31 protein-coding genes are annotated in these 24,309 nt (G+C 64.9%); 12 read left to right on the top strand and 19 right to left on the bottom strand.

What is annotated here, in order from left to right:
* Window positions 1-14: 14 nt before the first annotated feature.
* The 6 genes from ACYVKL_RS28725 to ACYVKL_RS28700 all read right to left on the bottom strand — a co-directional run bounded on the left by ACYVKL_RS28725 (window position 15) and on the right by ACYVKL_RS28700 (window position 2,711).
* A complete protein-coding gene (locus ACYVKL_RS28725) occupies window positions 15-761 on the bottom strand; it encodes a cobalt-precorrin-6A reductase (RefSeq protein ID WP_379166704.1) in 747 nt (248 codons plus the stop codon).
* Window positions 758-1,315, bottom strand: coding sequence for a DUF8020 domain-containing protein (locus ACYVKL_RS28720; RefSeq protein ID WP_379166253.1), 558 nt, complete (start codon window positions 1,313-1,315; stop codon window positions 758-760). Before ACYVKL_RS28720 ends, ACYVKL_RS28725 begins: the two co-directional genes overlap by 4 nt.
* Window positions 1,316-1,413: 98 nt before the next feature.
* On the bottom strand, window positions 1,414-1,722 hold the full coding sequence (locus ACYVKL_RS28715; protein ID WP_379166252.1) for a hypothetical protein: 309 nt from the start codon (window positions 1,720-1,722) through the stop codon (window positions 1,414-1,416).
* A 130-nt stretch (window positions 1,723-1,852) separates the two neighbouring features.
* Window positions 1,853-2,050, bottom strand: coding sequence for a site-specific integrase (locus tag ACYVKL_RS28710; protein ID WP_379166251.1), 198 nt, complete (start codon window positions 2,048-2,050; stop codon window positions 1,853-1,855).
* A gap of 61 nt (window positions 2,051-2,111) precedes the next feature.
* Complete coding sequence (locus ACYVKL_RS28705; RefSeq protein ID WP_379166250.1) at window positions 2,112-2,315, bottom strand: hypothetical protein; 204 nt, start codon at window positions 2,313-2,315, stop codon at window positions 2,112-2,114.
* Between the two features lie 240 nt (window positions 2,316-2,555).
* The gene (locus tag ACYVKL_RS28700) at window positions 2,556-2,711 is read right to left on the bottom strand and encodes a DUF6131 family protein (RefSeq protein ID WP_213555842.1); all 156 of its coding nucleotides are present in this window, start codon (window positions 2,709-2,711) and stop codon (window positions 2,556-2,558) included.
* On the opposite strand from ACYVKL_RS28700, the gene ACYVKL_RS28695 reads away from it, so the two are divergent.
* Window positions 2,692-2,883 carry a hypothetical protein gene (locus ACYVKL_RS28695; protein ID WP_379166738.1) on the top strand — a complete coding sequence of 64 codons (192 nt, stop codon included), beginning with the start codon at window positions 2,692-2,694 and terminating at the stop codon, window positions 2,881-2,883. The genes ACYVKL_RS28700 and ACYVKL_RS28695 overlap by 20 nt on opposite strands.
* A gap of 400 nt (window positions 2,884-3,283) precedes the next feature.
* Here the strand turns inward: ACYVKL_RS28695 and ACYVKL_RS28690 are convergent, their stop codons facing one another.
* Both ACYVKL_RS28690 and ACYVKL_RS28685 read right to left on the bottom strand, forming a co-directional pair.
* Window positions 3,284-3,616, bottom strand: a complete 333-nt coding sequence (locus ACYVKL_RS28690; protein ID WP_379166249.1) for a hypothetical protein — start codon at window positions 3,614-3,616, stop codon at window positions 3,284-3,286.
* A gap of 500 nt (window positions 3,617-4,116) precedes the next feature.
* On the bottom strand, window positions 4,117-4,308 hold the full coding sequence (locus ACYVKL_RS28685; protein WP_379166248.1) for a heavy-metal-associated domain-containing protein: 192 nt from the start codon (window positions 4,306-4,308) through the stop codon (window positions 4,117-4,119).
* Between the two features lie 155 nt (window positions 4,309-4,463).
* Between ACYVKL_RS28685 and ACYVKL_RS28680 the strand changes: the two genes are divergently transcribed.
* Genes ACYVKL_RS28680 through ACYVKL_RS28670 form a run of 3 tightly spaced genes read left to right on the top strand, consistent with a single transcriptional unit; the run spans window position 4,464 to window position 5,812 of the window.
* Complete coding sequence (locus ACYVKL_RS28680; RefSeq protein WP_379166247.1) at window positions 4,464-4,733, top strand: cold shock domain-containing protein; 270 nt, start codon at window positions 4,464-4,466, stop codon at window positions 4,731-4,733.
* Between the two features lie 20 nt (window positions 4,734-4,753).
* Window positions 4,754-5,359, top strand: coding sequence for a hypothetical protein (locus ACYVKL_RS28675; protein ID WP_379166246.1), 606 nt, complete (start codon window positions 4,754-4,756; stop codon window positions 5,357-5,359).
* 12 nt (window positions 5,360-5,371) lie between these two features.
* Window positions 5,372-5,812, top strand: a complete 441-nt coding sequence (locus ACYVKL_RS28670) for a hypothetical protein (RefSeq protein ID WP_379166245.1) — start codon at window positions 5,372-5,374, stop codon at window positions 5,810-5,812.
* A gap of 416 nt (window positions 5,813-6,228) precedes the next feature.
* Here the strand turns inward: ACYVKL_RS28670 and ACYVKL_RS28665 are convergent, their stop codons facing one another.
* Together ACYVKL_RS28665 and ACYVKL_RS28660 are read right to left on the bottom strand one after the other, a co-directional pair.
* On the bottom strand, window positions 6,229-7,356 hold the full coding sequence (locus ACYVKL_RS28665) for a glutamate--cysteine ligase 2 (protein WP_379166242.1): 1,128 nt from the start codon (window positions 7,354-7,356) through the stop codon (window positions 6,229-6,231).
* A gap of 240 nt (window positions 7,357-7,596) precedes the next feature.
* Complete coding sequence (locus ACYVKL_RS28660; RefSeq protein WP_379166241.1) at window positions 7,597-9,036, bottom strand: CYTH and CHAD domain-containing protein; 1,440 nt, start codon at window positions 9,034-9,036, stop codon at window positions 7,597-7,599.
* Window positions 9,037-9,354: 318 nt separating this feature from the next.
* On the opposite strand from ACYVKL_RS28660, the gene ACYVKL_RS28655 reads away from it, so the two are divergent.
* The 4 genes from ACYVKL_RS28655 (at window position 9,355) to ACYVKL_RS28640 (ending at window position 12,511) form a co-directional block, all read left to right on the top strand.
* Window positions 9,355-9,684 (top strand): plasmid stabilization protein, encoded by a 330-nt coding sequence (locus ACYVKL_RS28655; RefSeq protein WP_379166239.1) that lies wholly within the window; start codon window positions 9,355-9,357, stop codon window positions 9,682-9,684.
* A 40-nt stretch (window positions 9,685-9,724) separates the two neighbouring features.
* On the top strand, window positions 9,725-10,015 hold the full coding sequence (locus ACYVKL_RS28650; RefSeq protein WP_379166238.1) for a hypothetical protein: 291 nt from the start codon (window positions 9,725-9,727) through the stop codon (window positions 10,013-10,015).
* Between the two features lie 224 nt (window positions 10,016-10,239).
* On the top strand, window positions 10,240-11,823 hold the full coding sequence (locus ACYVKL_RS28645; protein ID WP_379166237.1) for an FAD-dependent oxidoreductase: 1,584 nt from the start codon (window positions 10,240-10,242) through the stop codon (window positions 11,821-11,823).
* A 181-nt stretch (window positions 11,824-12,004) separates the two neighbouring features.
* Window positions 12,005-12,511: a flavin reductase family protein gene (locus ACYVKL_RS28640; RefSeq protein ID WP_379166236.1), complete on the top strand. Its 507-nt coding sequence runs from the start codon at window positions 12,005-12,007 to the stop codon at window positions 12,509-12,511.
* A 220-nt stretch (window positions 12,512-12,731) separates the two neighbouring features.
* Here ACYVKL_RS28640 and ACYVKL_RS28635 read toward each other — a convergent pair whose 3' ends face one another.
* The 3 genes from ACYVKL_RS28635 to mbp1 all read right to left on the bottom strand — a co-directional run bounded on the left by ACYVKL_RS28635 (window position 12,732) and on the right by mbp1 (window position 14,335).
* A complete protein-coding gene (locus ACYVKL_RS28635; protein WP_379342555.1) occupies window positions 12,732-13,199 on the bottom strand; it encodes a DUF6328 family protein in 468 nt (155 codons plus the stop codon).
* A gap of 321 nt (window positions 13,200-13,520) precedes the next feature.
* On the bottom strand, window positions 13,521-14,090 hold the full coding sequence (locus tag ACYVKL_RS28630; protein WP_379166234.1) for a hemerythrin domain-containing protein: 570 nt from the start codon (window positions 14,088-14,090) through the stop codon (window positions 13,521-13,523).
* Between the two features lie 5 nt (window positions 14,091-14,095).
* On the bottom strand, window positions 14,096-14,335 hold the full coding sequence (gene mbp1, locus ACYVKL_RS28625; protein ID WP_379166702.1) for a microaggregate-binding protein 1: 240 nt from the start codon (window positions 14,333-14,335) through the stop codon (window positions 14,096-14,098).
* A gap of 222 nt (window positions 14,336-14,557) precedes the next feature.
* Here mbp1 and ACYVKL_RS28620 point away from each other — a divergent pair, with 222 nt between their 5' ends.
* Window positions 14,558-15,220: a PAS and ANTAR domain-containing protein gene (locus ACYVKL_RS28620; protein ID WP_379166699.1), complete on the top strand. Its 663-nt coding sequence runs from the start codon at window positions 14,558-14,560 to the stop codon at window positions 15,218-15,220.
* On the opposite strand, the gene ACYVKL_RS28615 is transcribed toward ACYVKL_RS28620, so the two are convergent.
* From ACYVKL_RS28615 to ACYVKL_RS28590, 6 genes are all read right to left on the bottom strand, one after another.
* Entirely contained in the window at window positions 15,198-16,031 is an 834-nt protein-coding gene (locus tag ACYVKL_RS28615) for a SigB/SigF/SigG family RNA polymerase sigma factor (RefSeq protein WP_379166232.1), read from the bottom strand. The genes ACYVKL_RS28620 and ACYVKL_RS28615 overlap by 23 nt on opposite strands.
* 126 nt (window positions 16,032-16,157) lie before the next feature.
* Window positions 16,158-16,748: a hemerythrin domain-containing protein gene (locus tag ACYVKL_RS28610; RefSeq protein WP_379166231.1), complete on the bottom strand. Its 591-nt coding sequence runs from the start codon at window positions 16,746-16,748 to the stop codon at window positions 16,158-16,160.
* 213 nt (window positions 16,749-16,961) lie between these two features.
* Complete coding sequence (locus ACYVKL_RS28605) at window positions 16,962-17,135, bottom strand: CsbD family protein (RefSeq protein WP_379166230.1); 174 nt, start codon at window positions 17,133-17,135, stop codon at window positions 16,962-16,964.
* Between the two features lie 387 nt (window positions 17,136-17,522).
* The gene (locus ACYVKL_RS28600) at window positions 17,523-17,990 is read right to left on the bottom strand and encodes a DUF4383 domain-containing protein (protein ID WP_379166229.1); all 468 of its coding nucleotides are present in this window, start codon (window positions 17,988-17,990) and stop codon (window positions 17,523-17,525) included.
* Window positions 17,991-18,325: 335 nt separating this feature from the next.
* Window positions 18,326-19,039 (bottom strand): PAS and ANTAR domain-containing protein, encoded by a 714-nt coding sequence (locus ACYVKL_RS28595; RefSeq protein WP_379166228.1) that lies wholly within the window; start codon window positions 19,037-19,039, stop codon window positions 18,326-18,328.
* A 136-nt stretch (window positions 19,040-19,175) separates the two neighbouring features.
* Window positions 19,176-19,619: a VOC family protein gene (locus ACYVKL_RS28590; RefSeq protein WP_379166697.1), complete on the bottom strand. Its 444-nt coding sequence runs from the start codon at window positions 19,617-19,619 to the stop codon at window positions 19,176-19,178.
* Window positions 19,620-20,670: 1,051 nt separating this feature from the next.
* Between ACYVKL_RS28590 and ACYVKL_RS28585 the strand changes: the two genes are divergently transcribed.
* The 3 genes from ACYVKL_RS28585 to ACYVKL_RS28575 all read left to right on the top strand — a co-directional run bounded on the left by ACYVKL_RS28585 (window position 20,671) and on the right by ACYVKL_RS28575 (window position 24,195).
* Window positions 20,671-20,961, top strand: a complete 291-nt coding sequence (locus ACYVKL_RS28585; RefSeq protein WP_379166227.1) for a hypothetical protein — start codon at window positions 20,671-20,673, stop codon at window positions 20,959-20,961.
* 196 nt (window positions 20,962-21,157) lie between these two features.
* On the top strand, window positions 21,158-22,084 hold the full coding sequence (locus ACYVKL_RS28580) for a DoxX family protein (RefSeq protein ID WP_379166226.1): 927 nt from the start codon (window positions 21,158-21,160) through the stop codon (window positions 22,082-22,084).
* Window positions 22,085-22,383: 299 nt separating this feature from the next.
* Window positions 22,384-24,195, top strand: a complete 1,812-nt coding sequence (locus ACYVKL_RS28575) for a glycoside hydrolase family 15 protein (RefSeq protein ID WP_379166224.1) — start codon at window positions 22,384-22,386, stop codon at window positions 24,193-24,195.
* Window positions 24,196-24,309 lie beyond the last annotated feature (114 nt).

The raw sequence follows: 24,309 nt of genomic DNA, 5'->3' as shown, positions 1-24,309 counted from the left end.
GCCCGGCCTGCGCGTCACATCGCCGAATCGCGCCGGGCGCGTAGCCAATCCCGCGCCGCCGCAACGGTTTCCACCTGCTCCGCGCCCGCGGGCAGCGGCGGCCGGTCGATCATCACCACCGCCAGCCCGAGTTCGCGGGCCGCGCTCAGCTTGGCCTCGGTGAGCGCTCCCCCGCTGTCCTTGGTCACCAGCACGTCGATGCGCCGCTCGATCAGCAGCGCGATCTCTTCCTCGACGCTGAAAGGTCCACGGGCGAGCAGCAATTCGTGCTGCGGCGGCACCGCGCCCTCGGGCGGGTCGATCGCCCGGATCAGGAACCACCCCTCGGAGTTCGCGAACGCCGCCACACCTTGGCGGCCGATGGTCAGGAAGACCCGTTTCCCCAGCGCCGCAGCCGCTTCCGCGGCCAGCGCCAGATCCGGCACCCGCACCCAGCGGTCGCCGTCGCGTTCGAGCCAGCCCGGCCGCCGCACGTGCAGCACCGGCAGTCCGAGCGCGGCCGCCGCGGCCGCCGCGTTGGCGGTGATGCCGCCCGCGAACGGATGCGTGGCGTCCACCACGGCCTCGATCCCGTTGCCGGCCAGCCACTCCCGCAGCCCCTCGGCACCCCCGAAGCCGCCCACCCGTACCTCGCCGACCGGCAGCACGGGTGCGCGGACCCGCCCGGCGAGCGAGGACACGATTTCGAATCCTCGCTCACCGGACGCGATGTCGGCGAGTTCCCGGGCTTCCCGGGTGCCGCCGAGGATCAACGTTTTCAGGGCTGCCCGCTGAAGTAGGCCGACCCGGAGTCGATCAGCGGCTGCCCGCCCACGACCAGCAACCCGATGATCGCGCCCGGGATGGCGCCGATCCCGAACAGGAACGCGCCCAGGATCCCGCCGATGATCCCGCCCAGCGCCGCGTGCTGCAGCTGCCCGAAGAAGTCACCCTGCGAGTCGATGTCCTTGGCGGTGGCCAGCGGCGCCGACACCGAGGTCAGCGTCAGCTGGGTACCGGTGGTGTCGATGGCCGCGGTCAGCCCGTACTGCTTGCCGGCCAGAGCCCCGTTCAGCGGCACCTGGGTGACGACGTCCCCGGCCTCGTTCTTCAGGAACACGGTCTGACCGGTGGCGTCCAGGCTGAACTGCCCGCCGGTCACCTTGGTGACGATGTCATTGGCATCGCTCACCGCGACGTCGTACCCGACACCCTGCTGGGTCCCGTGCAGCCCCGACGCGGCCTGCTCGACCACCGGCGCCTGATCGAGCGGAACGGCGTAACCGGTGCCCGCGGCAATCCCGGTCGCGGCCGCGGCGACGAATGCGGTTGCCACGAACTTTGTGTACTTCATGAATCTCCCAATAGAGCGAGTACCGAATCCGACAACAATCGGATTCCAGCTGGTCACACTACCGTTGACTCAGCGATGTTTCATTCTGAATGGCTCACCCACGCCACGGATTCCAGTTTTGCTCCAACTTTGACCGGCACGAGGTCCTCGAGTTCGTCGGCGTGATCCACCACGACATGGATGTATCCGGCCTGATCAATGTAGTGCTTCGACGCAACGCTGGCACCGTCCGAATGTCCCAATTGCGCACTCGCCCGGCGCTTGTCGCCAGTCTTGCCCGCCACATGAGTTGCCACGGTGTCTCGGAGGTTGCCCCAGGTCACCCACTCCACTGGCGAATCAGCTTTCGCCTTGGCCAGATTCTGATCAGCCCCCATGGGTTCGACCATTCGCTTCAGCCGAGACAGGAACATCGGAGAGGCCTCGGACTCAGGCGCGACGAGCCGCCGGTACTCTCTGAGCTCGTTTGTGAGCCATCTGGGCAATGTGATGTAGTAGCACTCCCCCTCGCGACACTTCTTACGCTTGTTCTGCCTGAAGACCGGCCCTCCCGACAACGGCTTCACTGCTGTCGCCCACCCGCATGACAGCCTTCTCGACCGTCTGGTCACTCAGGTCGGGCACGTCGGACCACTGCAACGCGAAGGCTTCCCCGGGCCTCGGCCCTTCAGCGGTATCGCGCTCCTCGGTTCGGCCGTGATCGTTGCCGTCGTTCATGGCGTGGAACCGTACCCAGAAGCCGGCCTTGGAATCAGCGGATCGCTGTGCGGTCGGCGACCTAGGGGCTGGGCTTCGGAACGTTGCAGTTGGTGACCTTGGGGTTGACACCCGCATAGTTCAAGGGCCCGGCGATCACCGTGACCGCGATGGTTCCCGCACTCGCGCAGTTCTCATCCCGGTGGGTGAAGTATCCACGCTGACCCACCGCGAGGACCCCAATGATCAGCCACACGAGTACCAGCAATGGCACAAGACGACGCATAACCCTTTCCGTCCCTTGTTCAGGTCGCCGCGACGGGCAATCGCGTCACGGCCGGAATTCCGAAAATGAATCCGGCGATTTGGAGGGCTACTCCAAGAATGATCAAGAAGCACCTCATTTCGGAAGATGCGAGACCCTAGGCGGCGCCCTATCTATCGGGCCACCTTCATCGCGCGCTCCCATTCCTTGTCCAGCTCGGTTCGCGAATCCGCCGCGTCGCCGCGACGCATGTGACTGTGGTCAGTAGTAGTGGCGTCGGCCGCCAACGGCGCGACCCATGGACCCCAACAGCAGTAACACAAGACCGATGACGAGGACCACAATCCCGATGGTCCACAGGATCGGGATTCCGAATATGAACCCAACCAGAAGGAGGATGACTCCCAGAACGATCATGGTCGGCTACCTGATTCTTTTCGCTGCTGTGTTCGAAGGGCCCGGCAAACCCTCCGGTGCTGGTATTCGTCATGTGCGTATGGCCAGCACCGCTCAGTACGCCCACCCCGACCACTGCCATGGGAAGAACAAAGCCACGACGATCAACCCGATCTTCTGCGTATTCCAGTAGACGCCTCAGGGCCAGGGTTGTACACCCCTGCCCTCTGCTTATCGAAGTCGCAGTTCGGCCGCGTTGCGGCGGTGCGTCAGGCTCGGATCCCGACCGGCTACTTCATGGCCAATTTCACTGGTCGCAGTCCTCGATTTGATCCCAGCCACAGTGGACACCGTCATCTTCTTCATTGTGCTGCGGTTGTTCGAGATTACGTACTCGTGCCCAGAATCATCGGCGGAGGGGTCCGGGTGCCAGCGATCGTGACGGTGGTGTCGGTTTCTGCTCGGTGGCGCGTTGTTCGGGATCGTCGGTTGACGAGCGCTAGTTGTCGGGGCCAACGACGCGGCGATCACCGAGTCCTCCATGTCGGGGCATCTTCGGCCGTCGCGGGTTGACACCCTCGCATCGGTCATCGTCAATACCGAGGTGGTCCAGCGGAACTCCAGACGATCGGCTCATCGGGTTCGGTCGCCACGGTCGTTCGCCCGCGATGTTCCAGAGCGAGGACGACCGTGCCGCCGAGAAGGCCGACGGCGGCGGCTATCGTGGCGACCAGCCCGAGGCGCGAATGGTCCAGCCACAGAGCGATGAACGCGCTGGCGGTGGCGAGGACGCCGAAGAGCACCAACGCGAAGCCCGCCCAATTCTTGTTGTCGGCCGGCACTGCTCCCTGTTGCAGCTGTGTCGCGCGGGAAATGTCCGCGGCGCCGTCAAGCGGCGGAATCTCCGATGCCTGTCCCCTGGTCATTGTCGGTACCTCATATCTGGCTGGGCGGTGTACCCGATGCCTGCTGTTCGAGGGGTACCCGCCGCTGGGGAATCAAACGGAGGCTCACAGACCGCCGAGCATGAACATCGCGGACCGAGGTAAGGAGCAGAAAGCGATCCGACCCGAGTTGACCGGAACCGACGCACTCGAGCGATGCTGGGTCCGGACTGTCCGAGCTGTTCATGCTGCAGCTGAAGAGGTTTCGGAGCCTCAGCGCGACCGGATGCGTCGCGTGGTCGGAATTTTGCGTGGCGCTCCTGCATCGACGGCAATTTCTATCGTGTTTGCCTGACCGCGCAATGATCAGCGGTAGCGACCAATGCCGTCGGTTCCACTCCTACATACGGAGGCAGGCGGTCGCCCGTTCCTGACCCATCATCCTCGCGACCGATCAACCAATCGGCACGTGAGGCGAGCTCAGCGATCTTCGGGTTCACGCCCACCAAAGTTGAATCGATCAGCGCTGGTCGAGAATTGGATCAGTCTGCCGAGACACCGCCTTCTCGGATCGCCGCCAGGACTTCGTTGTAGGTGAGAGTCGCGGTCACGGTCACGGTTTCAGAGGGCACGTCGATATCAACGTATTCGACCCCGTTGAGCCCTCGTAGTCTCCGCTCGACGGCCGTAGCGGATTCGCGCGTCACATTGGGCAGGGTGATGGTGTACGTCATGTTCAGCGCATAGCCCCGCGACGGTGGTTCAAACGCACCGGATCACTTATCAGACGTCCGGGTCGGCTACTCGGATCAAACCTGCATGACGCCATCATGTTTCGGAACGATGCACCAGGGCATCCGGATCACGCACGCCGAAAAGGAAGGACCCTATGCCCCCCAGGCTCGCCGCTCCGCCATCGCAGGCTACCGCTGGCCCGGTCCGCTGGGTCCACGGCGTCGTGGCCTGGTTCGATGCGCGCAAGGGATTCGGCATCATCCACCCCAATGACGGCTCAGGACCCGTGTTCATCGAGTTCACCCACATCATCGGCGGCGGGTACCGAACCCTTGCCGGAGGCCAGCAGGTCGTCTTCACCCGCGATGCCGGTGGCCGCCGCTCCGAAGCGGACCTGGCACTGCCTGTCGCAACCAGCCCCTAGCTGAGCCACGGTTTGAGCGGATGTCAGCGTGGCATTACCGAGGTGACCCGGCAGGCTCGTCGAAGGAGGATCCGGTGTCTACAGTTAGCTGGACGATTATTGCTTTGGCAGTGGCGATGCTGATCGCGGTTGCCATTCAGTTCTTGCGGCCGATGCTGCGCAGGCGCCGCTTGCGTGACCGGTTCGGCCCCGAATACGACCGTGTCGTCGAGGAATCCGGCGGCCGCCGCGCTGGCGAACGTGAACTGACCGGCCGCGAGCACAGGCATGCCGACCTTCACCTGCGCGAGCTTGCCCCGGATCGCCAGGAGCACTACCGAACGCGGTGGGCCGAGGTACAGCAGCAGTTCGTCGACGATCCGGCCGATGCCACTCGAGCGGCGGATCAGCTGGTGACCACCATCATGGCCGAACGCGGTTACCCGATCGAGAACTACGACCAACGGCTCGCTGACCTATCCGTCGAACATTCGACGACCCTCGGCCACTATCGGGCCGCCCACCACATCGCAACCCGACCGACCGGCACGGTCGTGTCCACCGAGGACAGGCGAACTGCCCTCGTGCACTACCGGGCATTGTTCCGGGACCTGCTCGACAGTGATGCTCACAACCAGCACAAGTAGGGATGCAATCTCATGAGTACCGAACAAGACCGGGCGCTAAATCGAAGCGTGAATGCCGAAGAGCCAGTTTACGACTCGGATCCGCCACCGACGGAGACGGGAATGGACCGTCCGACGGACAATCGGCCCGGACCGGTGGTCGCGGGTCGCACGGCCCACATGGTGGAGGACGGCGAGTACGAAACCACACCGATGCTCGATCAACATGACCTCGACCGCTTCCATACGCAGTGGAGGGAATTGCAGGGTGCCTTTGTGGATAGCCCTCAGGAGGCCGTCACGAAGGCCGATTCACTGGTCACCGAGGCTCTCGAGCGACTCACCGCCTCCCTCTCCCAGCGCAAACAGAAACTGGACGATCAGTGGTCCCGCGGTGAAGACGGGGATACCGAGGAGCTGAGGATGGTGCTGCGCGGCTACCGCGAATACCTCGATCGATTGCTGGCCATCTGACCCACTTGATCGAGGCCGACCTGCCGTTCTCCACCTGCAATCGGAGACCGGCGCGCTCGCTGTCGCGGCCGCCCGGGCGGCTAGGTCGGTCGCCGCCGAAGTGGATATCTCCCGCGCCACTCGCCTCGGCCTGGCTCAACTGCCGCCTCCGCGGCATCGACATCAAGCTACCCGACGACTTCCGAAAAGTGCTGCCGGGCAGGACCTTCGATGTACTGCTGCGCAACCCGCCGTAGGTCCGGTGCTGGCGTATCCGGCCGCCGCGTGGAGCGGGATGCTTCTGGACTCAGCGCCCGACCTGTGCAGCGTTGCCACCTGGCTCGCCGCCACCGGACAGACCAGGCCGGGCACCGGAAACTGGCACTTACACTCGAAATAGTCCGCCGCAGCGAACCATTGACCAGCTTCGGCATGTTTCATGACGGTAGGCCGGCGGGATGCGGGTGGCAGCCCTCGAGGGTGGCGGCCGCCAACGCGGTCACGACATCGTTGATGTCTCGATGCTTGCAGAAGGCTTCCAGCTGGCGTCGTGCGCCGTTGCCGCGGGCGAGAACGGCGTTGATGGCACCGGCGACAAATGCGCGGTCCCCCAATTCCTCGAGTGCTGCCCCGACGTGATCAACGAATTCTGTGAGCATCGCGCGAACAGAGATGACACGGCCGTCCACCGGGTGGAGAGTGTCGCCGTCGATGCCGGTACGGGCGGCCTTCCAGTACGCCGCGCGCAGGATCTCATCCTGGATCGGGGGCGCGATGATCCCTTCTTCCAACGACATTCGGGCGGTCATCACCGCGGCCCGCACCAGCGTGGCGAGCAGCGCCGTCTCCTCGGTTGTGGCGGGAATATCGCTGACCCGGATCTCGACGGTGGGATACCTCCACGAAGGACGGACGTCCCAGTAGACCATCGTTTCGTCAAGAATGTTGCCGCTGGACACCAGCATTTCGACCATGGCGTCGTAGTCGTCGGCTGACGCGAAATACGGAGGAGGTCCCGCGGTGGGCCAGCGGTGCCACAGGATGCTTCGCCAGCTGGCGAAACCGCTGTCGGTGTTGTGGTAGATCGCGGAATTCGCCGTCAGCGCCAGCAATAGCGGCAGCCAGGGTCGCAGATAGTTGCTGACCTGGAGGGCGGTTTCCCGATCCGGAACCCCGACGTGAACATGGCAGCCGTTGAGTCCCTGCTCTTGGGCGAGCAGGCCGAAATTTTCCGCGATGTGCCGGTAGCGGGGCGTGTCGGTGACCGGGAACTGGTGCGGCGTGATCGGAGGAATCGCCACCGCCAGCAGGCTGGCCCCGTTCTGCTCGGCACAGGACGACACACCCAGACGCAGCTGGCGCAATTCCCGGATCAACTCGGAACTTTTGGAGTGCACTCGGGTGTTCGTCTCCACCTGACACCGGGTGAATTCCAGCTTCAGGTCGAGCCCGTTCTCGGCAGCAGCGCCCGCCACCTCGGTGTTCTTCGGGGCCGGCACGCCCGTCTTCGGATCCACAAGCAGGAATTCTTCCTCAACACCGACGGTCGACGAGGCCGCGTCCATTGCCAGAAGATTACTCGCGGACACCGGCCGACAAGACACTGGGCGAAGCTATCGGCGTATCCATCGGCTGCTGTCATCGGGCGCAGCCAGCCGCGCGCACCCACCACTCGCCCACCGATCGAAGCCAGGTGCAGCATCCGCCCGCACCAGCAGCACCACGCCCGCGTGGTTCCGCCACGATCAGCGCGGCACCGGCATCAGACATGTTCTCGATACCATCGACCTGCACCCGTTCGAGTGTTAGCGGTTTTCGGTTGCAATTGCCGCGACACTATGGCGCGCACGCTCGGCGGCTTGTCTCGCGTTGGCGTAGAGCAGGCCGTAGGTGAAACCGTTCTCGTTGCCTGTCGTGCCGGCGGCCGTAGCGGTTCGCCAAAGGAATCCGGCCGAGACGGTGCCGTCGTTGTAGCTGCCCAGTATGCGCTGAATCTTCTTATAGTGTTTGACGTCCGACTTTGCGCGAGCGGGATTTCGAACGGGTTGGTGCAGTTCGGCGGCGTAGCGTGCTCGTTTGGCGGCCTTACGCGCGCGGTGCAGCAATTCGTGTCGGTGGTTGCGGAGCGCGGTCGCCAACCGGCGGTCGGCTTTGTCGGCGGCCCGGTGGGCCCGCACAACCAGCTGACGCCCCCGGATCGGTCGCTCGAACGGCGGCTTTGTATTCCAAGTCCGCAGCGTCGCGAGCAGCCTCAGGTAGCGGGGTGAGTTCATTGCCTCGGCGAGGGCTTTTCGGCTTTGCAACTGCCGAGCAAGCAGCGTCGAGTCGATCCGCGCTGCGACCGGGCCCAGGACGAGTTCGGGTGGTAGAGCGTCGAGTTCGTCGGCGAGGCGTCGACGTTGGACGTGGCAATCACGGATGTCGCCGAGCAGCGCTGCGTACCACTTCAGCTCGCTGTCGATTTCGCCGACCGCACCGCGATCCAGCAGCTTGCCGAAGACGCGTAGCGTGCTTCGAAGTCGCCGCGTCGCGACGCGGGTATCGTGGATTGGTTCCTCACCTCGCCGCAGCCGGACGTCGCCGACGAAAATACGGTCGATCTGAGTGGTGAGGTATTCGTGCATCGCACGTTCGGCGCGCGTACGAGTAGTTGACTGCTCGGATCGCTCCGGCAACACGCGGGACAGTTTGGATCGATCGCTCGACTCACGCGCGCCTTTCTCAGTGAGCCGGTCCCGCAATATCGCCGGTAACTTATCGGTGTGAGGGCCGAGTTCGACCTCGATCTCACGCCAGGCGACCAGCTCGGCAGACCGATCGATTGCGGTTGAGTCCACAAGGTCATCATCGATCTCGACGATGAGTTCGCCATCCGAACCGAAGATGCGGTGACGACGGCGAAGCGTGTGAATCCTAGCGACCGCATTCACAGGCTTCGCCAGCGCTGCACCGACAATGATCTGGGCAAGTTCGTCCGGCAGCTCATCCGACACTTGGGCGGTGACCTCGACGCGACCGCTCGAACGCGGAATCTTCAGTTGCCAGCCGGATTCGTCATCTCCCTCACGACGACGCAACGTCAGGTCGTGAGAAAGAAGGTCTCGTTCCGCAGTGTCGAAGTAGACACTTGTCAGCTCGACCAGCACCTCTTCGATGCGGCTGTTCTCGACAAGATCGTCGAGTCTAGGAAGAGCGAAGTCTCGGTCGACCGCCCATTTGCTCTCACGTTCGAGTACATCCCTCATACGCACGCGAATTCCCTGGAAACCGCTTGCCAAACGTGTTGCCCAGCATGGCGTCGCCGCCAGTGCCGTTCAGTCATCGCTGGGGCATTTGCGATCAGGACAGCAACGTGCAGAGGTTGCCTATTGCAGGCCGCCGGCATCGTGGCGGACGTCGCCGGATATGTCGCGTCGGACCGTACGTCGAATCGGTGGCGTCGGTCAGCGATAAATCGGTCGTGAGTGGGTAGCCGGTAACGACGATGCAGTGCGGACTCCGCCCGGATAACCACGCACTGACCGGGGTCCATGCTGTCAATCACCCGCCAGAAGGGAACCATCATGCCCAAGGAATGGACCGACAAACAGGAACGCCAATACGAGCACATCCGTGATTCAGCGAAGGACCGCGGCGAAAGCCCGAAGCGCGCCAAGGAGATCGGCGCACGCACTGTGAACAAGAACCGTGCGCGGGCCGGCCAGACCAAGACCGCCAGCCGTACCTCACTGCAGGGCAAGTCCCCACAGCAGCGCGGCGGGGAACGCTCCGGACGACGCGGCCCCAAAGGCTTGACCCGCGACCAGCTCTACAACGAGGCCAAGCAGCGCAATATCAAGGGCCGCTCGAGCATGTCGAAGGCCCAGCTCGCGCACGCGCTCGGCCGCGACTGACAGGCGGCGGAAATCGGCCGAAGCGAAACGGAGGAACTCTATGACACAGCACCGCAAACAGTCCGTACGCGGCTTCCCGCCCGCCCGCAAACATGACGAGGAAGGCATCGAGGATTCGGTCAACTTCCTTGGTGTGATACTGAGTCTGCTCGCGATCGTCGCCCTCGCTCTCACCTTGGTCGCCAGCGGTTACGGCTTCATTGGATGGGCCGTGATCTCGGGCATTGCCGCAGCAGTACTGTTCCTCGCCGGGATCACCGTTATCGGCCTCGAGTGGCGACGCCGGCACCGCGGCAGCGTCCTCTCGCCCCGGCTTCGGCAAGGCCATTGACCGGCCCCGGCTGTCTGTCGGCGTTCGCTCGACTCGGTCGATTTCCGGCACGGCCTCACGGCCGCACGCGGCGGCGCGGCTCTTTTCAACCCGCCACGGAGTGGTCGGGCTGATACCGGCTAACCGCGGGTTGCGAACATGACAGTGGCGGCAGTTGGTGGGTCCGTATTCAGCGTGAAAGACCTGGCCAAGAAGTTGCGCACGGTACGGGTTACCCCTGCGCGGTGGCACGGCCGTTTCGGCGGCCGCCACCGGGCTATAGCAACACCATGACACCAGTCTGGAAGATCGAGAACACCGCCCCGGCACGCCTGCGCGTCACACCCGGCCAGCGCCACGACGTGGTCGTCATCGGCGGCGGGCTCACCGGCCTGGTCACCGCCCTACTGCTGGCGCAGAACGGCGTGGAAGTCGCCGTCGTCGAGGCCCGGCGGATCGGCGACGGAACCACCGGTGCCAGTACCGCCAAAGTCAGTCTGCTGCAAGGAATCCGGGCCCAGCGGATTCGGCATCGGCACAGCGCCGAGGTGTTGCGCGCGTACCTCGACGCCAATCACGCGGGGCAGCAGTGGCTTCTGGAGTACTGCGGCCGCCGCGGTGTCGCCTGGCAGCCCGCAGACGCCTGCACATACGCGCAGTCCGAACGCGAACTCACCTTCGTCCGAAGGGAATTCGGGGCGCTGCGCGAAGCCGAGATGCCGGTGGAATTCACCGACCGGATCGATGCACCGTTCCCCGCGCTGGGTGCGGTGCGGCTGGCGCGGCAGGCTCAGTTGAATCCGATGTCGCTGCTCGCGAGTCTGGCCGCCGAGGTGGAATCACACACGGCGCCCATCTACGAATCCAGCCTTGTCCACGGCGTGCACACCGCCGCGGCCGGCGACCACCTCATCGAGACCGAGCACGGCCCGATCCTGGCCGGGACCGTCGTCCTCGCCACCGGGACCCCAATTCTGGACCGGAGCGGATTCTTCACACGACTGCTGCCGCTGCGGTCCTACCTCACCGCATACCTTCTGCCACAGCCTATTTCGACAGGCATGTACATCACAGCCGGTGAGCCGACCCGCTCGATCCGCACCGTCCCCGACCCCGACGGCGACGTGCTGCTGGTCGGCGGCAACGGCCACGTGGTCGGACGGGGAGACCACACCGACGAGCTCGTCGCCGACCTGCGTGACTGGACCGAACGCTGGTACCCGTCTGCGACCCCGCTGACCACCTGGTCCGCCCAGGACTACCAGCCGATCGGCGAACTCCCTTACGCGGGCTCGTTGCTCCCCGGCCACGACAAAATCCTGCTCGCCACCGGCTACGCCAAGTGGGGATTCACCAATGCCGTCGCCGCCGCCCAGGTCGTGGCCGGCCAGATCATGGGCAAAAGGCCCGACTGGGCGGATGTCTTCGCCACCTGGCGACCCGATGAACTGCGCTCGCTGCCCGCCGCGGTCCGCATCACCACCGGTGTGGCGCTGGAATTTTGCGCCGGCTGGTGGCATCTGGCACGTACCGCTCCCGATGCCCTGCCGCCTGCTGAAGGTGTTGGTCGAGTCGAACGCCGGTTGGGGCGCCCGGCCGCCACCTGCACCGTTGACGGCACCACCACGACGGTGTCTGCCATCTGTCCCCATCTGGCGGGCATCCTGCGCTGGAATCCGGCCGAGAAGTCCTGGGATTGCCCGCTGCACGGTTCCCGGTTCGCCGCCGACGGCACCCGACTCGAGGGCCCGGCCACCGACCACCTCACCCCGCTGTCGACACCGGTCACCAGACCGCCGGCGCACATCCCGGAACCGGATGAGCGCTGACCACAGGCCCGCCGGGCACCACACCGCGCTAGCCGACCGGGTATCCCACGAGAGGGGCGAACGGCGCAACTCGACGAATTCCGGGCCGCCGGAGACGCCTCGCAGGTCCGGAGCCGGTTCGACCGTTTGAGTAGGCTGAGACACTGCTGGACCTATTTCTCGCGAGGGGAGGTGTGCGCCCGTGTCCCACAAGGAAAGTGATCCGCGTGGCGAGTTCGATCTCGCGGTCGCGGCCGCCGACGCGTCGATGTGGATCGTCACCACCGCCGCCGGCGGGCAACGTGCAGGCTGCCTGTTGGGGTTCGCGACCCAGGTCAGTATCGATCCGCGACGATTTCTCGCCTGCCTGTCGAAGCGGAACCACACCTATGGTGTCGCCTGTCGCGCCAGCCACCTGGCGATCCACCTGCTCTCGGAGGAATCGCTCGCATTGGCGCAACTCTTCGGCTCCAAGTCCGGATTCGAACTCGACAAGTTCGAGCACAGCGACTGGCAGGAAGGACCGCATTCACTACCGATCCTGACAGCGACAGCCAGCTGGTTCACCGGCGAGATCCTGGACCGCACCGATGTCGGCGACCACGTCGGCTTCCTGCTCGCACCGACCGCCGCCCGAGCGCCGACCCGAGGCGTACCTCCGCTGCGATACGCCGCTGTCGCCGACCTCATGCCCGGTAATCAGCCCTGACCCCCGGCAGCCGACTGGACAGGCCGCCCCCGGTTCCGTGGGGGCACAGCGCTGTCCAGTCACGATCGAGGGCATTACATCGGCCACGGGAACAACATGCTCCACATCAGCCGAATCATGTCCATCATCTGAGACATCAGCATCGAATCACCTCCTGACCATTGCGAGGTCCTTCGCCTTCGCAATACCCGAGGACACGAAACGTATGCGGCAGGCCAGGTCAGGCGCTTGTGCCCCGATGCTGGTGCCAGGGATGCAACACCCATATCCCCGCGAACAGGGAACCGAAGACGATTCCTGCGACGATCCCCGCCCCTGTGCCGGCGACGGTGTCGAAGATCAGGACCGCCACCCCGGTGAGTGCTATACCGAGCAGCCCGAGGCCCACGATGGCATAACGGTGAGCCGCGGTCACTGCACTCTCGATTCGGTGCCGCCGGAACACCATCCGATGCGCGGCTACCGGTGCCACCAGACAGATCGTGGCGCCTATCGAGGTGGCGACGACCACGAGATACAGCACACGCAGCGGCTCGGACAGGATGCCGAACCGATTCTGGAACGGAAGTGTCAGCAGAAATCCGGTCAGCAACTGCACGCCCGTCTGCACCACGCGCAACTCCTGCATCAGAGTGTTCCAGTTGCGGTCCAGCCCTTCGGTGGGTGTCTCGTTCCGGCCGCTCCTCACTCGCTTCGAATACCCGCAACGCCAATGATCAAGCGCTCCGACAGCACACAACACGCTCCTGACGCGGGCGCTCCCTGCTACCCCGGGCAAGAATCCGCAGCGGCAACGGCGCGTGTCGCCGACCTGAGGCCTTCCGCATGCGTCGAGACATAGCGATGTCGTCACCGAATTGGCGAACGCCCGATCGAGGGCTGCGACGGGTATCCCGCAGAACTCCCTTCCTCGAGCGTGCAAGTCACCGAAGGCCGCCATCAGCGGACCCCCGGCCGGTTCCGTTACAGGCCGGGGATCTCGGTGCGAGGGCCCACGAGACGGAGCGATCTAGGCGATGCTGCTCTGGCTACGCCACTCGCGGAGGGCGCCGTGGATCCGGTCGAACACGGCCGTCGGCGGACCGATCGGAAGATCCGCGGCCACCGAGCCGCCCACCCCCGGATGGGGGCGGGCGGGCGCGAAGGCTTCGGCGATGCGGACCGCGGTCGCAAGCCGGACTCGCTCGTCGTGGGACGTCTGCAGCTGTAGCTGACCGAACTCCTCCTTCTCCTCGAGTTCCGCATGTTCGACCACCCTCTCCGCGAAAGCCGCGAATCTCGAATCGAATTGCGGATGATCGAGCCCGAGGTCGTAGAGGGATGCCAGAGCGTGCTTGGCCTCCTGCTCCTCATGCAATCGGCTGTTGACGATCTCGCCACTCACCGCATGATGACGGGAGGCCGGATGCACAACCTCCGCCTCCGCGCACTCGTGCACGGCCAGCAGTCGGACCAGATCGTCGAACGCCTGCTGCCGGACCTGACCCTCGGTCACCAGGACCCGCTCGAGCAGGGCTTTGATCCGGCCATGCTGGGCTACCAGCAGGTCGATCACGTCCTGGTCACTCGGATCGGCCATGGACATCATGGATTCTGCTGCGCTCGCTGTCGAACTTCCTCCGCCTGGGCCTGGGCACGGTCCTTCTCCGCCTGGGCCTCCCGCTTGGCGGCATCACGCTGGGCTTCGGCCTTGTCCCGCTGAGCGCGGCCCTCCTCGCGGAGCCCCTCGTTGCCGAAGATCTTGCCCGCGGCTTCCTTGGCCGCGCCCTTCGCGCCTTCGACCACTCCGTCGACGCCTTCGCGCGCTCCTGCGCCGACACACAAGACCGACACCTCCAAGGACCATGCTCCACCGCAGAATTCGCGGTCGGCGTCGGTGCCATCTGCCATCTCTCGCCCCGGCAAAGCTGCGAGCCAAGACATGCGCTGAGCTGCGCCCCCGATTGGATCGGATCAGTCAGATTGGCCTGGCAGTGCAATAATTGGGCGGTGAGCGAACCGTCGGATCTGACCGCTGCCGGGACCATACCGGGCGACGATGCGGAGATGAACCGGCCGACTGCGGGGAGCTTCCGGTTCTGGTTCGGCTCCCGCCGCTGGGAGTGGTCTCCTGAGGTGTACCGGATGCATGGGTACACGCCGGGAGAGATCGAGCCCACCACTGATCTGCTGTTGGCACACAAGCATCCTGACGATCGTGAACACGTCGCCGAGGCGATCGCGCGGTCGATCGACGAGGGCATTCCGTTCTCGAGCCGCCATCGGTTCATCGATATCGCCGGGGGCGAGCACGACGTGATGGTGGTCGCCGACCATATCGTGGCCGACGATGGAACGCCGGTCGGCTCGGCCGGCTTCTATATCGATCTCGGTGCGGCCCGCGCCGAGATGCAGCGCGAGACCCTCGACGCGACACTGCCCGAGCTGTTCGAAAGCCGAGCCGAGATCGAGCAGGCCAAGGGCGTGCTGATGCGCATGTATCGCATCAACGCCGATCAAGCGTTCAAGGTATTGATGTGGCGGTCGCAGGAGACGAACACCAAGTTGCGGCTGTTGGCCACGCAGTTGCTCGCTGAGCTGTCCACCGTGCCTCCTGCACCACCCTCGACGGTCGCGGTGTTCGACCATATTCTGCTGACTATGCACACGCGGATCCCCGAGCCACCTGGTTCAGCCGACGATGCCGCTACGTCGACATCGCGTCACTGAGCACCTCGTGACGCAGTGTCGACAACGTCCGATTGAGCAGGCGTGAGACCTGCATTTGCGAAATGCCAAGTCGACCGGCGATCTGGCTCTGAGTCATCTCCCCGAAGTAGCGCCAGATCAGAATCTGTCTTTCCCTCGCGGGCAGGGCGGCGAGGAGCGGACGAACCGACATGGCACCGTCGAGCAATTCATAGCACGGCTCGAGCCGGCCCAAACGCTCCACCAATGCGTGCGACGGCCGAGACTCCTCGCCGTCACCGACATTGTCGAGGGATTCGGTCTTATAGCAATCGCCCGCGATCAAGGCTTGCGTGACCTCCTCCAGCTCCACGCCGAGCTCCGCTGCGAGTTCCCGTGCGGTGGGCATCCGCCGCAGTCGCTGAGCCAGGACTTCGGTGGCCGGTCCGATACGGGCATGAAGCTCTTTGACCGTTCGACTGACGCGCACTGCCCAGGAACGATCACGAAAGTGCCTGCGCACCTCGCCCATAACCGTCGGTACCGCATATCCGAGGAACGTAGAGCCACGTTGCGGATCGAAACCATCCACCGCTTTGACCAAACCGAGAGAGGCGGTCTGTAGGAGGTCGTCGTACTCCTGGCCCCTGCCGACGAACCGGTGGGCGACGTGCTCGGCCAGTGGTAGTGCGCGTCGGAGAATCTCCTCGCGCAGTCTGCTGTGACGATCATCGTCGGGAGCCACTTGCGACAATGCCTCGAGCAACGGCTCCAGGCACTCATAGCTGTCGCGACGCGTATTGGGCCGGACGCTGAGCTCCGGCGCACGGGTAGCTGATGTCGACGCGGCCATATCGGTCTCCTGCGTCAGAGTTCGCCGAGCAGGCACACTACTGAACCGACTCGACACAACATGAATGCCCCGATTCGGCGTCACTCAAACGTGATCTATTCACACTTGCTGCTCGGCGAACACCGTTCAGCCTTCAGACGGTTCGCTCGGTTCGCTGATGAGATCGCGGGCTCGCTCCAGCATGTCCGCGAACGGCCCAGGGAACAGGTTGGCGCCCACCGATGCCATGGTCGGCCTGGCCGGCGCCGGAGCGGGAGTTGCGGCGAGTTCGCCAGCTCTGCGCATGGCCTGTAACTGGCGGGGTTCGAGCTCATCCCGCAAACGCGGGAACTCCTCTTCCTCCTCGCGCGCGTTGTGCGCAATCAGATAGCCGCTCAGCAGGATGAGCTTTTCCTCGAACTCTGCGGAGCCGTGATCGAGAGATTCGAGTTGGGTGAGTTGCACTCCGGCGTCATGCTCTTCCCGCAGCCGCGCATCGACCATTGCGGACCCGCCATCGAGTTCGATTCGGGCCCGCGGATGAATGATCTGCGCCTCGGCGGCTTCGTGGACCGCCAAGAGTCGCCGCAGGGTGAAGAACGTGACCTCTCGCTCAACGGAATCGACCGCGGCGGCAATGTCGGTGAACAGCAAACGCATCTGTTCGTGCTGGCGCACCAGTAATCCGATCACATCGTCCACCCCCGCCAACTCGACTGGATTGCTGGGATTCGCCATTCGAAACACCCCCTGCCAGACGTGCGGACCGCCGGTCGGCCTTGCATGGGCTGTACCCCAGGACGAGCCTCTTACACTGCGGGTTTCGAGCGGGCCCCACCTTCCCCGGGCCGATGCCGGCACACCGTGGCTTCGAGTGACTACGAATCAAGTCGAGTGGGCCCCAGCACATAGCGCACCAAGCACCCACTCGAAATGACAGAAGGCGTGGACTCAATCGCGGAAAGCGTCCTTGACCTTCTCCCCCGCGTCCTTCAGGTTGGACTTGACCTGGTCCGCCTTGCCTTCGTTCTCGCGATCCTTGTCGCCGGTCGCTCGGCCCAGTTTCTCTTTGGCCTTGCCGGCGAGATCCTCGGCCTTGTTCTTCGCTTTGTCGGTCGCGCTCATATCGATCCCTTCCAAATTGTCGACGGATACAGGGCCTTCAACCGACCCACTCCCTGCCTACCCGCGATCGGTGAAGGGAAACGGTCGTGACAACCGCCGTCAACCTCGTCAACCGGTCCCGTTTACGGCGCTACCAGGCGTGGTACCGCCTCGGCGACCAATCAAATCCGTGAGTACGAGGAGCGCACAAGTGGACGTATGGCCCCACAAGTCGGTGTACCGCGGCCGCTGGTCGAGACGACAACCGATCGGCGTTGGCTCGATCCAAGTCGGCTCGAATCGTGGTGGTGCCATCATGCTGTCCGCCGCAGAGCGCCCCAACGAATTCCACGATGCCTACCTGGCCGCGTGCACGTCAGTCGCAGCTCACTCGGTACTCCGCTGCCCCTAGGGCAGCGAAGTACCCCCGATGACCGCCCGTGTTGTGCCGGTGGCTAATCGTGGCACTACTGCGCCGAGCAGCACCATGCCGATGCCCAGCCCGAAGTGCAGCCAGTCGTCGGCGGTGTTGAGCGGCACGAAGTTGGCGTCGGCAGTTTTGTCTATAACCAGGCCGTACAACCACAGCACGAGATAGATGCTGCCGCCGACCAGCAGGAAGAGCCTGGCGGTGTTGGCTGTGCGAATCGCGGCCAGCCCGACCACGCCGAAGAGCAGATGTACGAGATTGTGCAACACCGACACTTGGAACAGGCCGAAGAGTTCGGCGCTGGTGTGATGGCCGGCCCAAGTCAGCGAGTCGTAGTGGGAGACGATGCCGGGGATAAAGCCGAGCGCGCCCACGAGCAGGAAGACAGCGCCAACCACCAGCGCGACCACCTGGACAGGCATCATCCGGTTCCCGGAAGTGGTCATGTCGGTCAACCTTTCGGTTCAGCAGGCGCACCGAAGTGGACCGCGGGCCGAGCGTCGGCTTATTTCTCGCCGTACCCGGGGAGGAACGTCGCAAACGAGCGCTTCCAATGTTGGAGGCCCGATCCTCAGGACGGTAAGCCCGACGGTAGCCCTGACACTTCTCGACGACTTGCGTTGCGCCGCATTCCTTCTCCGCTTGGGCTTTCTTCCAAGGGGCGTGACGCTCTGAGTTCGATTCGACTTGCGGGCGCCTGCCAATTCGGGCGTAACGGCAACGCGCGCATGTCCAACCGGTTCGCGGCCCGCGGTGGCTGTTATCCCCGTCTGAGCCGTTCTCACCGCTCACTCTCCTCGGCAGTGTTCCGCGGGCCGGGGTCGTCATGGACACGTTCATGCAGTGTCAGCAGCATGTGGTCGAACATGGTCAGGGCCTGTGGCAGGGGCGGCACACTCGGTAGTTCTGCCAGTAGCTGCTCAGCCAGGGCCCGGAGTTCGACGTCGGTCTCTTTCGAGCGCCACCGCAGCAGCTCGAGCGCCTGCTCGGCGTCGATCTGATACATGTACATTAGTACGCCTTTGGCCTGCTCGATCGCGGCGCGCGCGTCCATCAATCCGGGTAGTTGCGCGACGAGGGCCTGCTGTCCGGCATCGGCGATGGTGCTGGAGAGGTCGATGTAGAAGCCCGCGGTGCCGACCGGGCGGGAGTCGCTGTCGAGAATGCGGTCGGCGACCACCATCACCTGGTGCTCGCGGCCTTGGACGTCGATGAACCGGTGACGGCTCGAGAAGGGTTCGCCGTGCGCGATGGAGCGCGAAATGATCTCGGCGACCTGCTCACGGTCATCGGGATGTTTGTGGGCGAGCAGCAGATCGGTGGTCGGCTCGACCTCGCCGGGTGTGTAGCCGTGCATCTCGTACACCTCCGGCGACCACTCCCAACGACGGGTGGCGAACCAGAACCTGAAACTCCCGGTACGCGGGCCCGCAGGCACCGGCGGGCCCACAGCCCCCGGCTGCGGTTCCGGGGGTGTCTCGGCACGCGAACCCATGGGTTAATTCTCCGCTATTCCGGTGGCGTTCGCTCCCATCAGACCCGATCTCCACCTGAAACCCCTCGGACGCGGCGGGGCGCAGGATGGCATGCAGCGCCGCGCCCCGCGACACCATCGTGCGCCTGATGTCGCCCTACTTCTGGATGCGCTCGGCCAGCGAGACAATGATTCCTTCGGGCCCACGGACGTAGGCCATCCGCCACACCCCCTCGTATTCGCCGACACCTCCCACGAGGCCGTAACCGCCAGCTGCGACGTGGTCGACCACGGCCTGCAGGTCCTGCACCTCGAAGGCGATGTTGCGCAGGCCCAGTTCGTTGGCCGGTGCAGTCGGCGAACCCGGGAGGTAGTCAGGGCGTGCGAAGCTCGAGAGCTCCAGCGTCGTACCTCCGCCTGGCGCTCGCAGCATGACGATCTCCGTGGCAGCACCGGTCATGCCGATCACCGTATCCAGGAACTCGCCTTCGACGGCCATCTTCTGATCTGCTTCCAAGCCGAGGCTCACAAAGAAGGCGGCCACGGCGTCGAGGTCAGACACAGTGATTCCGACATGGTCGAAGCGCTGTACGAATCCCATTGGATGCCTTCCCGTTTCCTGAAGAGACCCGTGTCTGTCGACCGGACGCACTGGAAGTTTCGCCGTCATTATCTCGCGCGCGGTGGTCATTGACCGTTCTCGGCGTCCACTCGGCCCCGGGATGGCCATCATCGGTTTGCGCTTCGCGGCGCGCGGGTTCCTGACCGTGTCGACCGAAACAATCTGGGTATCCAGCTGGCGAGTCCCACACAACTGGCTGTGGCGAGAGCGTCCGGGGGATCCGACGCCTTACCGATCTCCGGAGGTAGCCATGATCAACGAAGTAGATCCGTTTCCGCGCGATCCGACTGAGCCACTGGAGCCACCGGAACCCGCCCCGCCGGTACGACCGCCGGAACCCATCCCCGTCCCGCAACAGCCGAAACCGATTCCGCCACCGGGCCCGGACACTCCCGAGCCGCCGAAGCCGTTCCCGAATCCTCCACCGCCCGACCCGACCCCGTGGCCCACACCGCAATGGACCATTACGAACAAGCGACTGGTGTTCGAGACTTCACCGTCGCAAGCCTAGGCCCCGTCTGTCCACAGGTGCGCAGGCTCAGTTTGCTGCTGGCCAGCCTGACTTCACGGAGCGCTCGCTGCACGTCGCTGTATGTGAGAGTTGTTGTCATGGTGGTTGTTTGGGACAGCCTGTCGGCAGCCACTCCGGATGCGCCGCACAGGTCCTAGTGGAATCTCACCGCCAAACGTCGGCCGGAATTCGCCTCCGCCTAAACCGATCTCAGCAGCCAGGCCGGTCACGGCCGCATACTGTGCGTCCAGACCGCGCGAACCATCGAAGTCCTCATGGAGGGCCGCCACCGGAACCCAGCGAGCTTCATTCGTCGGGCCGAACGACCGCCGACCCGAGCTCTTCCCGTCGATCTCTACCGGACGCCGGCGGGCCGGATGAATCATTTCCGGCGGCACTTGCGGTATCGCCACACGAACCAAGTCCCGTCCGGCTCGAGATGTTTCGGGGTGGATCCTCCGGTTACTCGACCGATTGCCGACAGTCAGTTGGCGTTACTGACCACGAAAGGAAGAACAGATGTTGATGCTCACCCCCACTGCCGTCCAGGCCGTTCGTGGTCTCACTGCGGGAGAAGGCGCGCCCATGGAAGCGGGGCTGCGGATCTTCTCTCCCGATGACGCCGAGAGCTTCCAGCTCGCGCTCGTCGTCGCGCCGTCGGAAGACGACGAAGTGCTCACCGCCGAAGGAGCCCGCATCTTCATGGACCGCAAGTCCGCCGACTACTTCGAGGACAAGATTCTGGACGCCGACCTCGATTCCAATGGATACACCACCTTCGTGGTCGGACCACAGACCCCCAACCTCTAGACGCGCGGTACCGGCGATGTCAGCGCATCTACGGCTCGCCCGGCATGTCGGCCATCGGGGTCCACAACAGGTCAATCCCGCAATCAGCCGCCGACGGTACGACCGTGACCGTGACCGCCGCGTTTCGCCGCGGATAAGCCGGGAACAGCGACAACGTCAAGCCCACATGAGGCAAGCCTCCGGAAAGGAGTCCACCATGCTGCGGCGAATAGCCCACCCCCTGCTGGCGACCGCCTTCGTCATCGACGGAATCGACACTCTCATCAATCCCGATCTCCGGATCAAGACTGCGACCGTTGCGCTGCAGAAAGGTGAGCAGAAGTTGCCACCACGGCTGGCCGCGCACCTGCCCGCCGACCCGGCACACGCGATCCGGGTCAACGCGGCGATCCGCGTCGGCGCCGGCTCGCTGCTGGCCATCGGGAAGCTACCGCGCCTGTCCACCGCCGTGCTCGCCGCGACCGTCGTCCCCGCAGCGATGTCCGAACAGGGGTTCTGGACCGAGCAGGATCCCGAGCGGCGCGCAGCAAAGCGCACCGCATTGTTCAAGGATGTGAGCCTGCTCGGCGCCTTGCTCATCGCTTCCACCGACCGGCAGGGCAAGCCCTCCCTCGGCTGGCGCGGCCGGCGTGCAATCGGAAAGCTCCATTCGGAGGCGGTCCCGGCTCACGATCGAGTCGTCCAGTTCGCCGATGCCGCAAGGGTTCACGGGCCGGAGCTTGCCGCGGCGCTGCAGGAGCGAGGTGAGCATCTCGCGGACGCTGCGCGCGACCACGGTCCCGAACTCGTTGCGGCAGTGCGTGATCGTGGCGAACGCCTTGTCGACGCCGCCCAGCACCATGGCGGACAGCTCGCGAGGACCAGCCGCGAGGTCGGCGTTCATTGGGGCCGGGCCGGCGCCTATCGAGGCGGGCAGCTCGTCGATGCCGCACGTGAGCACGGCAGCAGTCTCGCTGAGGGCGCACGGGAGCACACAGCGCAACTCACCGGCACCGTCCAGGAACAGGGTGCGCAGCTGGCCACCTCCACCCGCTCGGAGGGCCGGAGGCTCGCACGCCGCGCGCGAGAGTGGGGCGAACTGGCAAGGGCCAAGGCCCTCAGGACCCGGCGCAAGACAAGCTAATCAGATCACGAAATGAGTTGTGGCTGTTCGCGTACTGGCCTTCGGAAATGCCGGTTCGGCCGGGGCAACGCGCGCCGCGTCCCCCGACCGAGCCGGGCACGAATTCAGTTCGCGAGTCAGCGGGCGCAAAGCCGTCCGAGCCGCAACCGAGGAATCGAGTCGAGCCCATCGCCGACGAGCGAAGTCGACGTTCCGGGCCTTGGCGACTGGGCCGCTGTCGATTCGGGCATGGCGACTCCCACCTCTGGTGGGAGGTATGTCCCGCGATTACCCGCCCATTCCGGTGGTAACCCGTCAGTGTGGAGCCGACGCCGATCGACCAGCCGCATGTGCTGCGGGAGTATGCGTTCGTCGCCGACGGTGAACGGGGCGCGCTGATCGGGCCGCGTGGTGACATCGCCTGGCTGTGCGTACCCCGGTGGGACAGCTCCCCGGTGTTCGACACCTTGATCGGCGGCGCGAGCGGGTACTCGGTGACGCCCGACGAGCACTTCGTGTGGGGTGGCTACTACGAGTCGGGCAGCCTGATCTGGAACTCCCACTGGGTGACCGACTCCGCGGAGATCGAATGCCGTGAGGCACTGGCCTTTCCCGGAGACGCGCACCAGGTCGTGCTGCTGCGCCGGATACACGCGCTGCAGGGTGAGGCCCGGGTCACCGTGAAGCTGAACCCGGCCCACGAGTACGGATCGTCCCCGCTCCGTGGCGTTCGGCGTGTCGGGGAGGTGTGGGAGGCGCGGTGCGGCCGATTGCGGCTCAGGTGGAGCGGTGCGGCCACCGCAGTGCTCGACGACGACGCCCGCTGCCCAGGCTGGCGACTGTCGATCCGAGTACCTCCTGGGCAGTCTCACAACCTGGTGCTCGAGCTCACGGACATCGGACAGCCCAACCCGCCGCAGGACCCGGAAACATACTGGAAGGAAACAGAATTCGCTTGGAAGCGGGAGATGCCCTCGCTGCGGGCGAATGCCGCTCCGCGAGACGCGACGCACGCGTATGCCGTGCTGCGCGGAATGACCAGCACTGGCGGCGGCATGGTCGCGGCCGCTACCTCGGGTTTGCCCGAACAAGCCAAGCAGGGAGCCAACTACGACTACCGATACGTCTGGATCCGCGACCAGTGCCTCGCCGGGCAAGCGGCTGCTGCGGCCGGGGCACCGCTACTCCTCGATTCGGCGGTCCGGTTCACGACCGAACGGCTGCTCACCGACGGACCCGACCTGATGCCCGCCTACACCCTCCAAGGTGATCCGGTGCCACGCAGCCGGGCCATCGAGCTACCCGGCTATCCGGGCGGTCAGGCGGTGGCGGGGAATCGGGTGCGGGATCAGTTCCAGCTCGACATCTTCGGTGAAGCGCTGTTGGTGTTCGCAGCGGCGGCCCGTCTGGATCGGCTACTCGCGGATAATCGGAGAGCGGTCGATCTCGCAGTGAATGCCATTGCCGCACAACATGATCGACCTGATGCCGGAATCTGGGAGATCGACGACGAGCACTGGACCCATTCACGTCTCATCTGCGCAGCGGGGTTGCGCGCGGTGGCCGAATCTCCTGCCACCGGCGCCGACCCTACGGCGTGCACTCACCTGGCCGATGAGTTGGTGTCGCAGACGGCACGAAACAGTGTGCATCCCACCGGACGCTGGCAACGGTCGCCTCAACATCCAGAGGTGGATGCCGCGCTGCTGCTGCCGATCACCCGCGGTGCGTCACCACGCGGCGATCTGCGCGATCGGGCGACGGTCGCCGCGGTCGCGCGCGAATTGTCCAGCGAATTCTATGTTTACCGCTTTCGCGAGGGACGAAGCCCACTCGGCAGCAATGAGGGCGCGTTTCTGCTGTGCGGATTCGCGATGGCGATCGCGACGGCCGACCTCGGCTATCCGGTCGTCGCAGCACGCTATTTCGAACGCAACCGCGCCGCGTGTGGCACACCGGGCTTGTTCGCCGAGGAATTCGATGTCACCCAGCGTCAGCTGCGCGGCAATCTACCGCAGGCATTCGTGCACGCGCTGCTCTTGGAGGCATCCAATCATCCAGCCCTACAAAGGGAATGGATGGAAATCGAGGGCATCGGGCGGCGGCATCGAACGGCGCGAGGAGGGCTGTGAAAGCCCGCAGCAGAACCGAGACATGTCCGCGGGCGCGGATTCCCGGTTCGATATGTGCCGGTGCTACTCGTTCTGTTGCTCGTCGTGGTACTGGCCGGATTGGGCTTCCTGGTC

This window comes from Nocardia tengchongensis (assembly GCF_054781395.1).
The sequence above is the reverse complement of the archived record's forward strand: the minus strand, read 5'-3'. Positions and strand labels throughout refer to the sequence as shown.

What these genes read in the sequence shown, in the direction of transcription:
- ACYVKL_RS28715 (WP_379166252.1), bottom strand. Translation starts at nt 1,722, where the DNA reads ATGGTCGAACCCATGGGGGCTGATCAGAATCTGGCCAAGGCGAAAGCT.
- ACYVKL_RS28710 (WP_379166251.1), bottom strand. Translation starts at nt 2,050, where the DNA reads ATGAACGACGGCAACGATCACGGCCGAACCGAGGAGCGCGATACCGCT.
- ACYVKL_RS28705 (WP_379166250.1), bottom strand. Translation starts at nt 2,315, where the DNA reads ATGCGTCGTCTTGTGCCATTGCTGGTACTCGTGTGGCTGATCATTGGG.
- ACYVKL_RS28695 (WP_379166738.1), top strand. Translation starts at nt 2,692, where the DNA reads ATGACTCCCAGAACGATCATGGTCGGCTACCTGATTCTTTTCGCTGCT.
- ACYVKL_RS28700 (WP_213555842.1), bottom strand. Translation starts at nt 2,711, where the DNA reads ATGATCGTTCTGGGAGTCATCCTCCTTCTGGTTGGGTTCATATTCGGA.
- ACYVKL_RS28690 (WP_379166249.1), bottom strand. Translation starts at nt 3,616, where the DNA reads ATGACCAGGGGACAGGCATCGGAGATTCCGCCGCTTGACGGCGCCGCG.
- ACYVKL_RS28685 (WP_379166248.1), bottom strand. Translation starts at nt 4,308, where the DNA reads ATGACGTACACCATCACCCTGCCCAATGTGACGCGCGAATCCGCTACG.
- ACYVKL_RS28680 (WP_379166247.1), top strand. Translation starts at nt 4,464, where the DNA reads ATGCCCCCCAGGCTCGCCGCTCCGCCATCGCAGGCTACCGCTGGCCCG.
- ACYVKL_RS28675 (WP_379166246.1), top strand. Translation starts at nt 4,754, where the DNA reads ATGTCAGCGTGGCATTACCGAGGTGACCCGGCAGGCTCGTCGAAGGAG.
- ACYVKL_RS28670 (WP_379166245.1), top strand. Translation starts at nt 5,372, where the DNA reads ATGAGTACCGAACAAGACCGGGCGCTAAATCGAAGCGTGAATGCCGAA.
- ACYVKL_RS28665 (WP_379166242.1), bottom strand. Translation starts at nt 7,356, where the DNA reads ATGGACGCGGCCTCGTCGACCGTCGGTGTTGAGGAAGAATTCCTGCTT.
- ACYVKL_RS28660 (WP_379166241.1), bottom strand. Translation starts at nt 9,036, where the DNA reads ATGAGGGATGTACTCGAACGTGAGAGCAAATGGGCGGTCGACCGAGAC.
- ACYVKL_RS28655 (WP_379166239.1), top strand. Translation starts at nt 9,355, where the DNA reads ATGCCCAAGGAATGGACCGACAAACAGGAACGCCAATACGAGCACATC.
- ACYVKL_RS28650 (WP_379166238.1), top strand. Translation starts at nt 9,725, where the DNA reads ATGACACAGCACCGCAAACAGTCCGTACGCGGCTTCCCGCCCGCCCGC.
- ACYVKL_RS28630 (WP_379166234.1), bottom strand. Translation starts at nt 14,090, where the DNA reads ATGGCCGATCCGAGTGACCAGGACGTGATCGACCTGCTGGTAGCCCAG.
- ACYVKL_RS28620 (WP_379166699.1), top strand. Translation starts at nt 14,558, where the DNA reads ATGAACCGGCCGACTGCGGGGAGCTTCCGGTTCTGGTTCGGCTCCCGC.
- ACYVKL_RS28615 (WP_379166232.1), bottom strand. Translation starts at nt 16,031, where the DNA reads ATGGCCGCGTCGACATCAGCTACCCGTGCGCCGGAGCTCAGCGTCCGG.
- ACYVKL_RS28610 (WP_379166231.1), bottom strand. Translation starts at nt 16,748, where the DNA reads ATGGCGAATCCCAGCAATCCAGTCGAGTTGGCGGGGGTGGACGATGTG.
- ACYVKL_RS28605 (WP_379166230.1), bottom strand. Translation starts at nt 17,135, where the DNA reads ATGAGCGCGACCGACAAAGCGAAGAACAAGGCCGAGGATCTCGCCGGC.
- ACYVKL_RS28600 (WP_379166229.1), bottom strand. Translation starts at nt 17,990, where the DNA reads ATGACCACTTCCGGGAACCGGATGATGCCTGTCCAGGTGGTCGCGCTG.
- ACYVKL_RS28595 (WP_379166228.1), bottom strand. Translation starts at nt 19,039, where the DNA reads ATGGGTTCGCGTGCCGAGACACCCCCGGAACCGCAGCCGGGGGCTGTG.
- ACYVKL_RS28590 (WP_379166697.1), bottom strand. Translation starts at nt 19,619, where the DNA reads ATGGGATTCGTACAGCGCTTCGACCATGTCGGAATCACTGTGTCTGAC.
- ACYVKL_RS28585 (WP_379166227.1), top strand. Translation starts at nt 20,671, where the DNA reads ATGTTGATGCTCACCCCCACTGCCGTCCAGGCCGTTCGTGGTCTCACT.
- ACYVKL_RS28580 (WP_379166226.1), top strand. Translation starts at nt 21,158, where the DNA reads ATGCTGCGGCGAATAGCCCACCCCCTGCTGGCGACCGCCTTCGTCATC.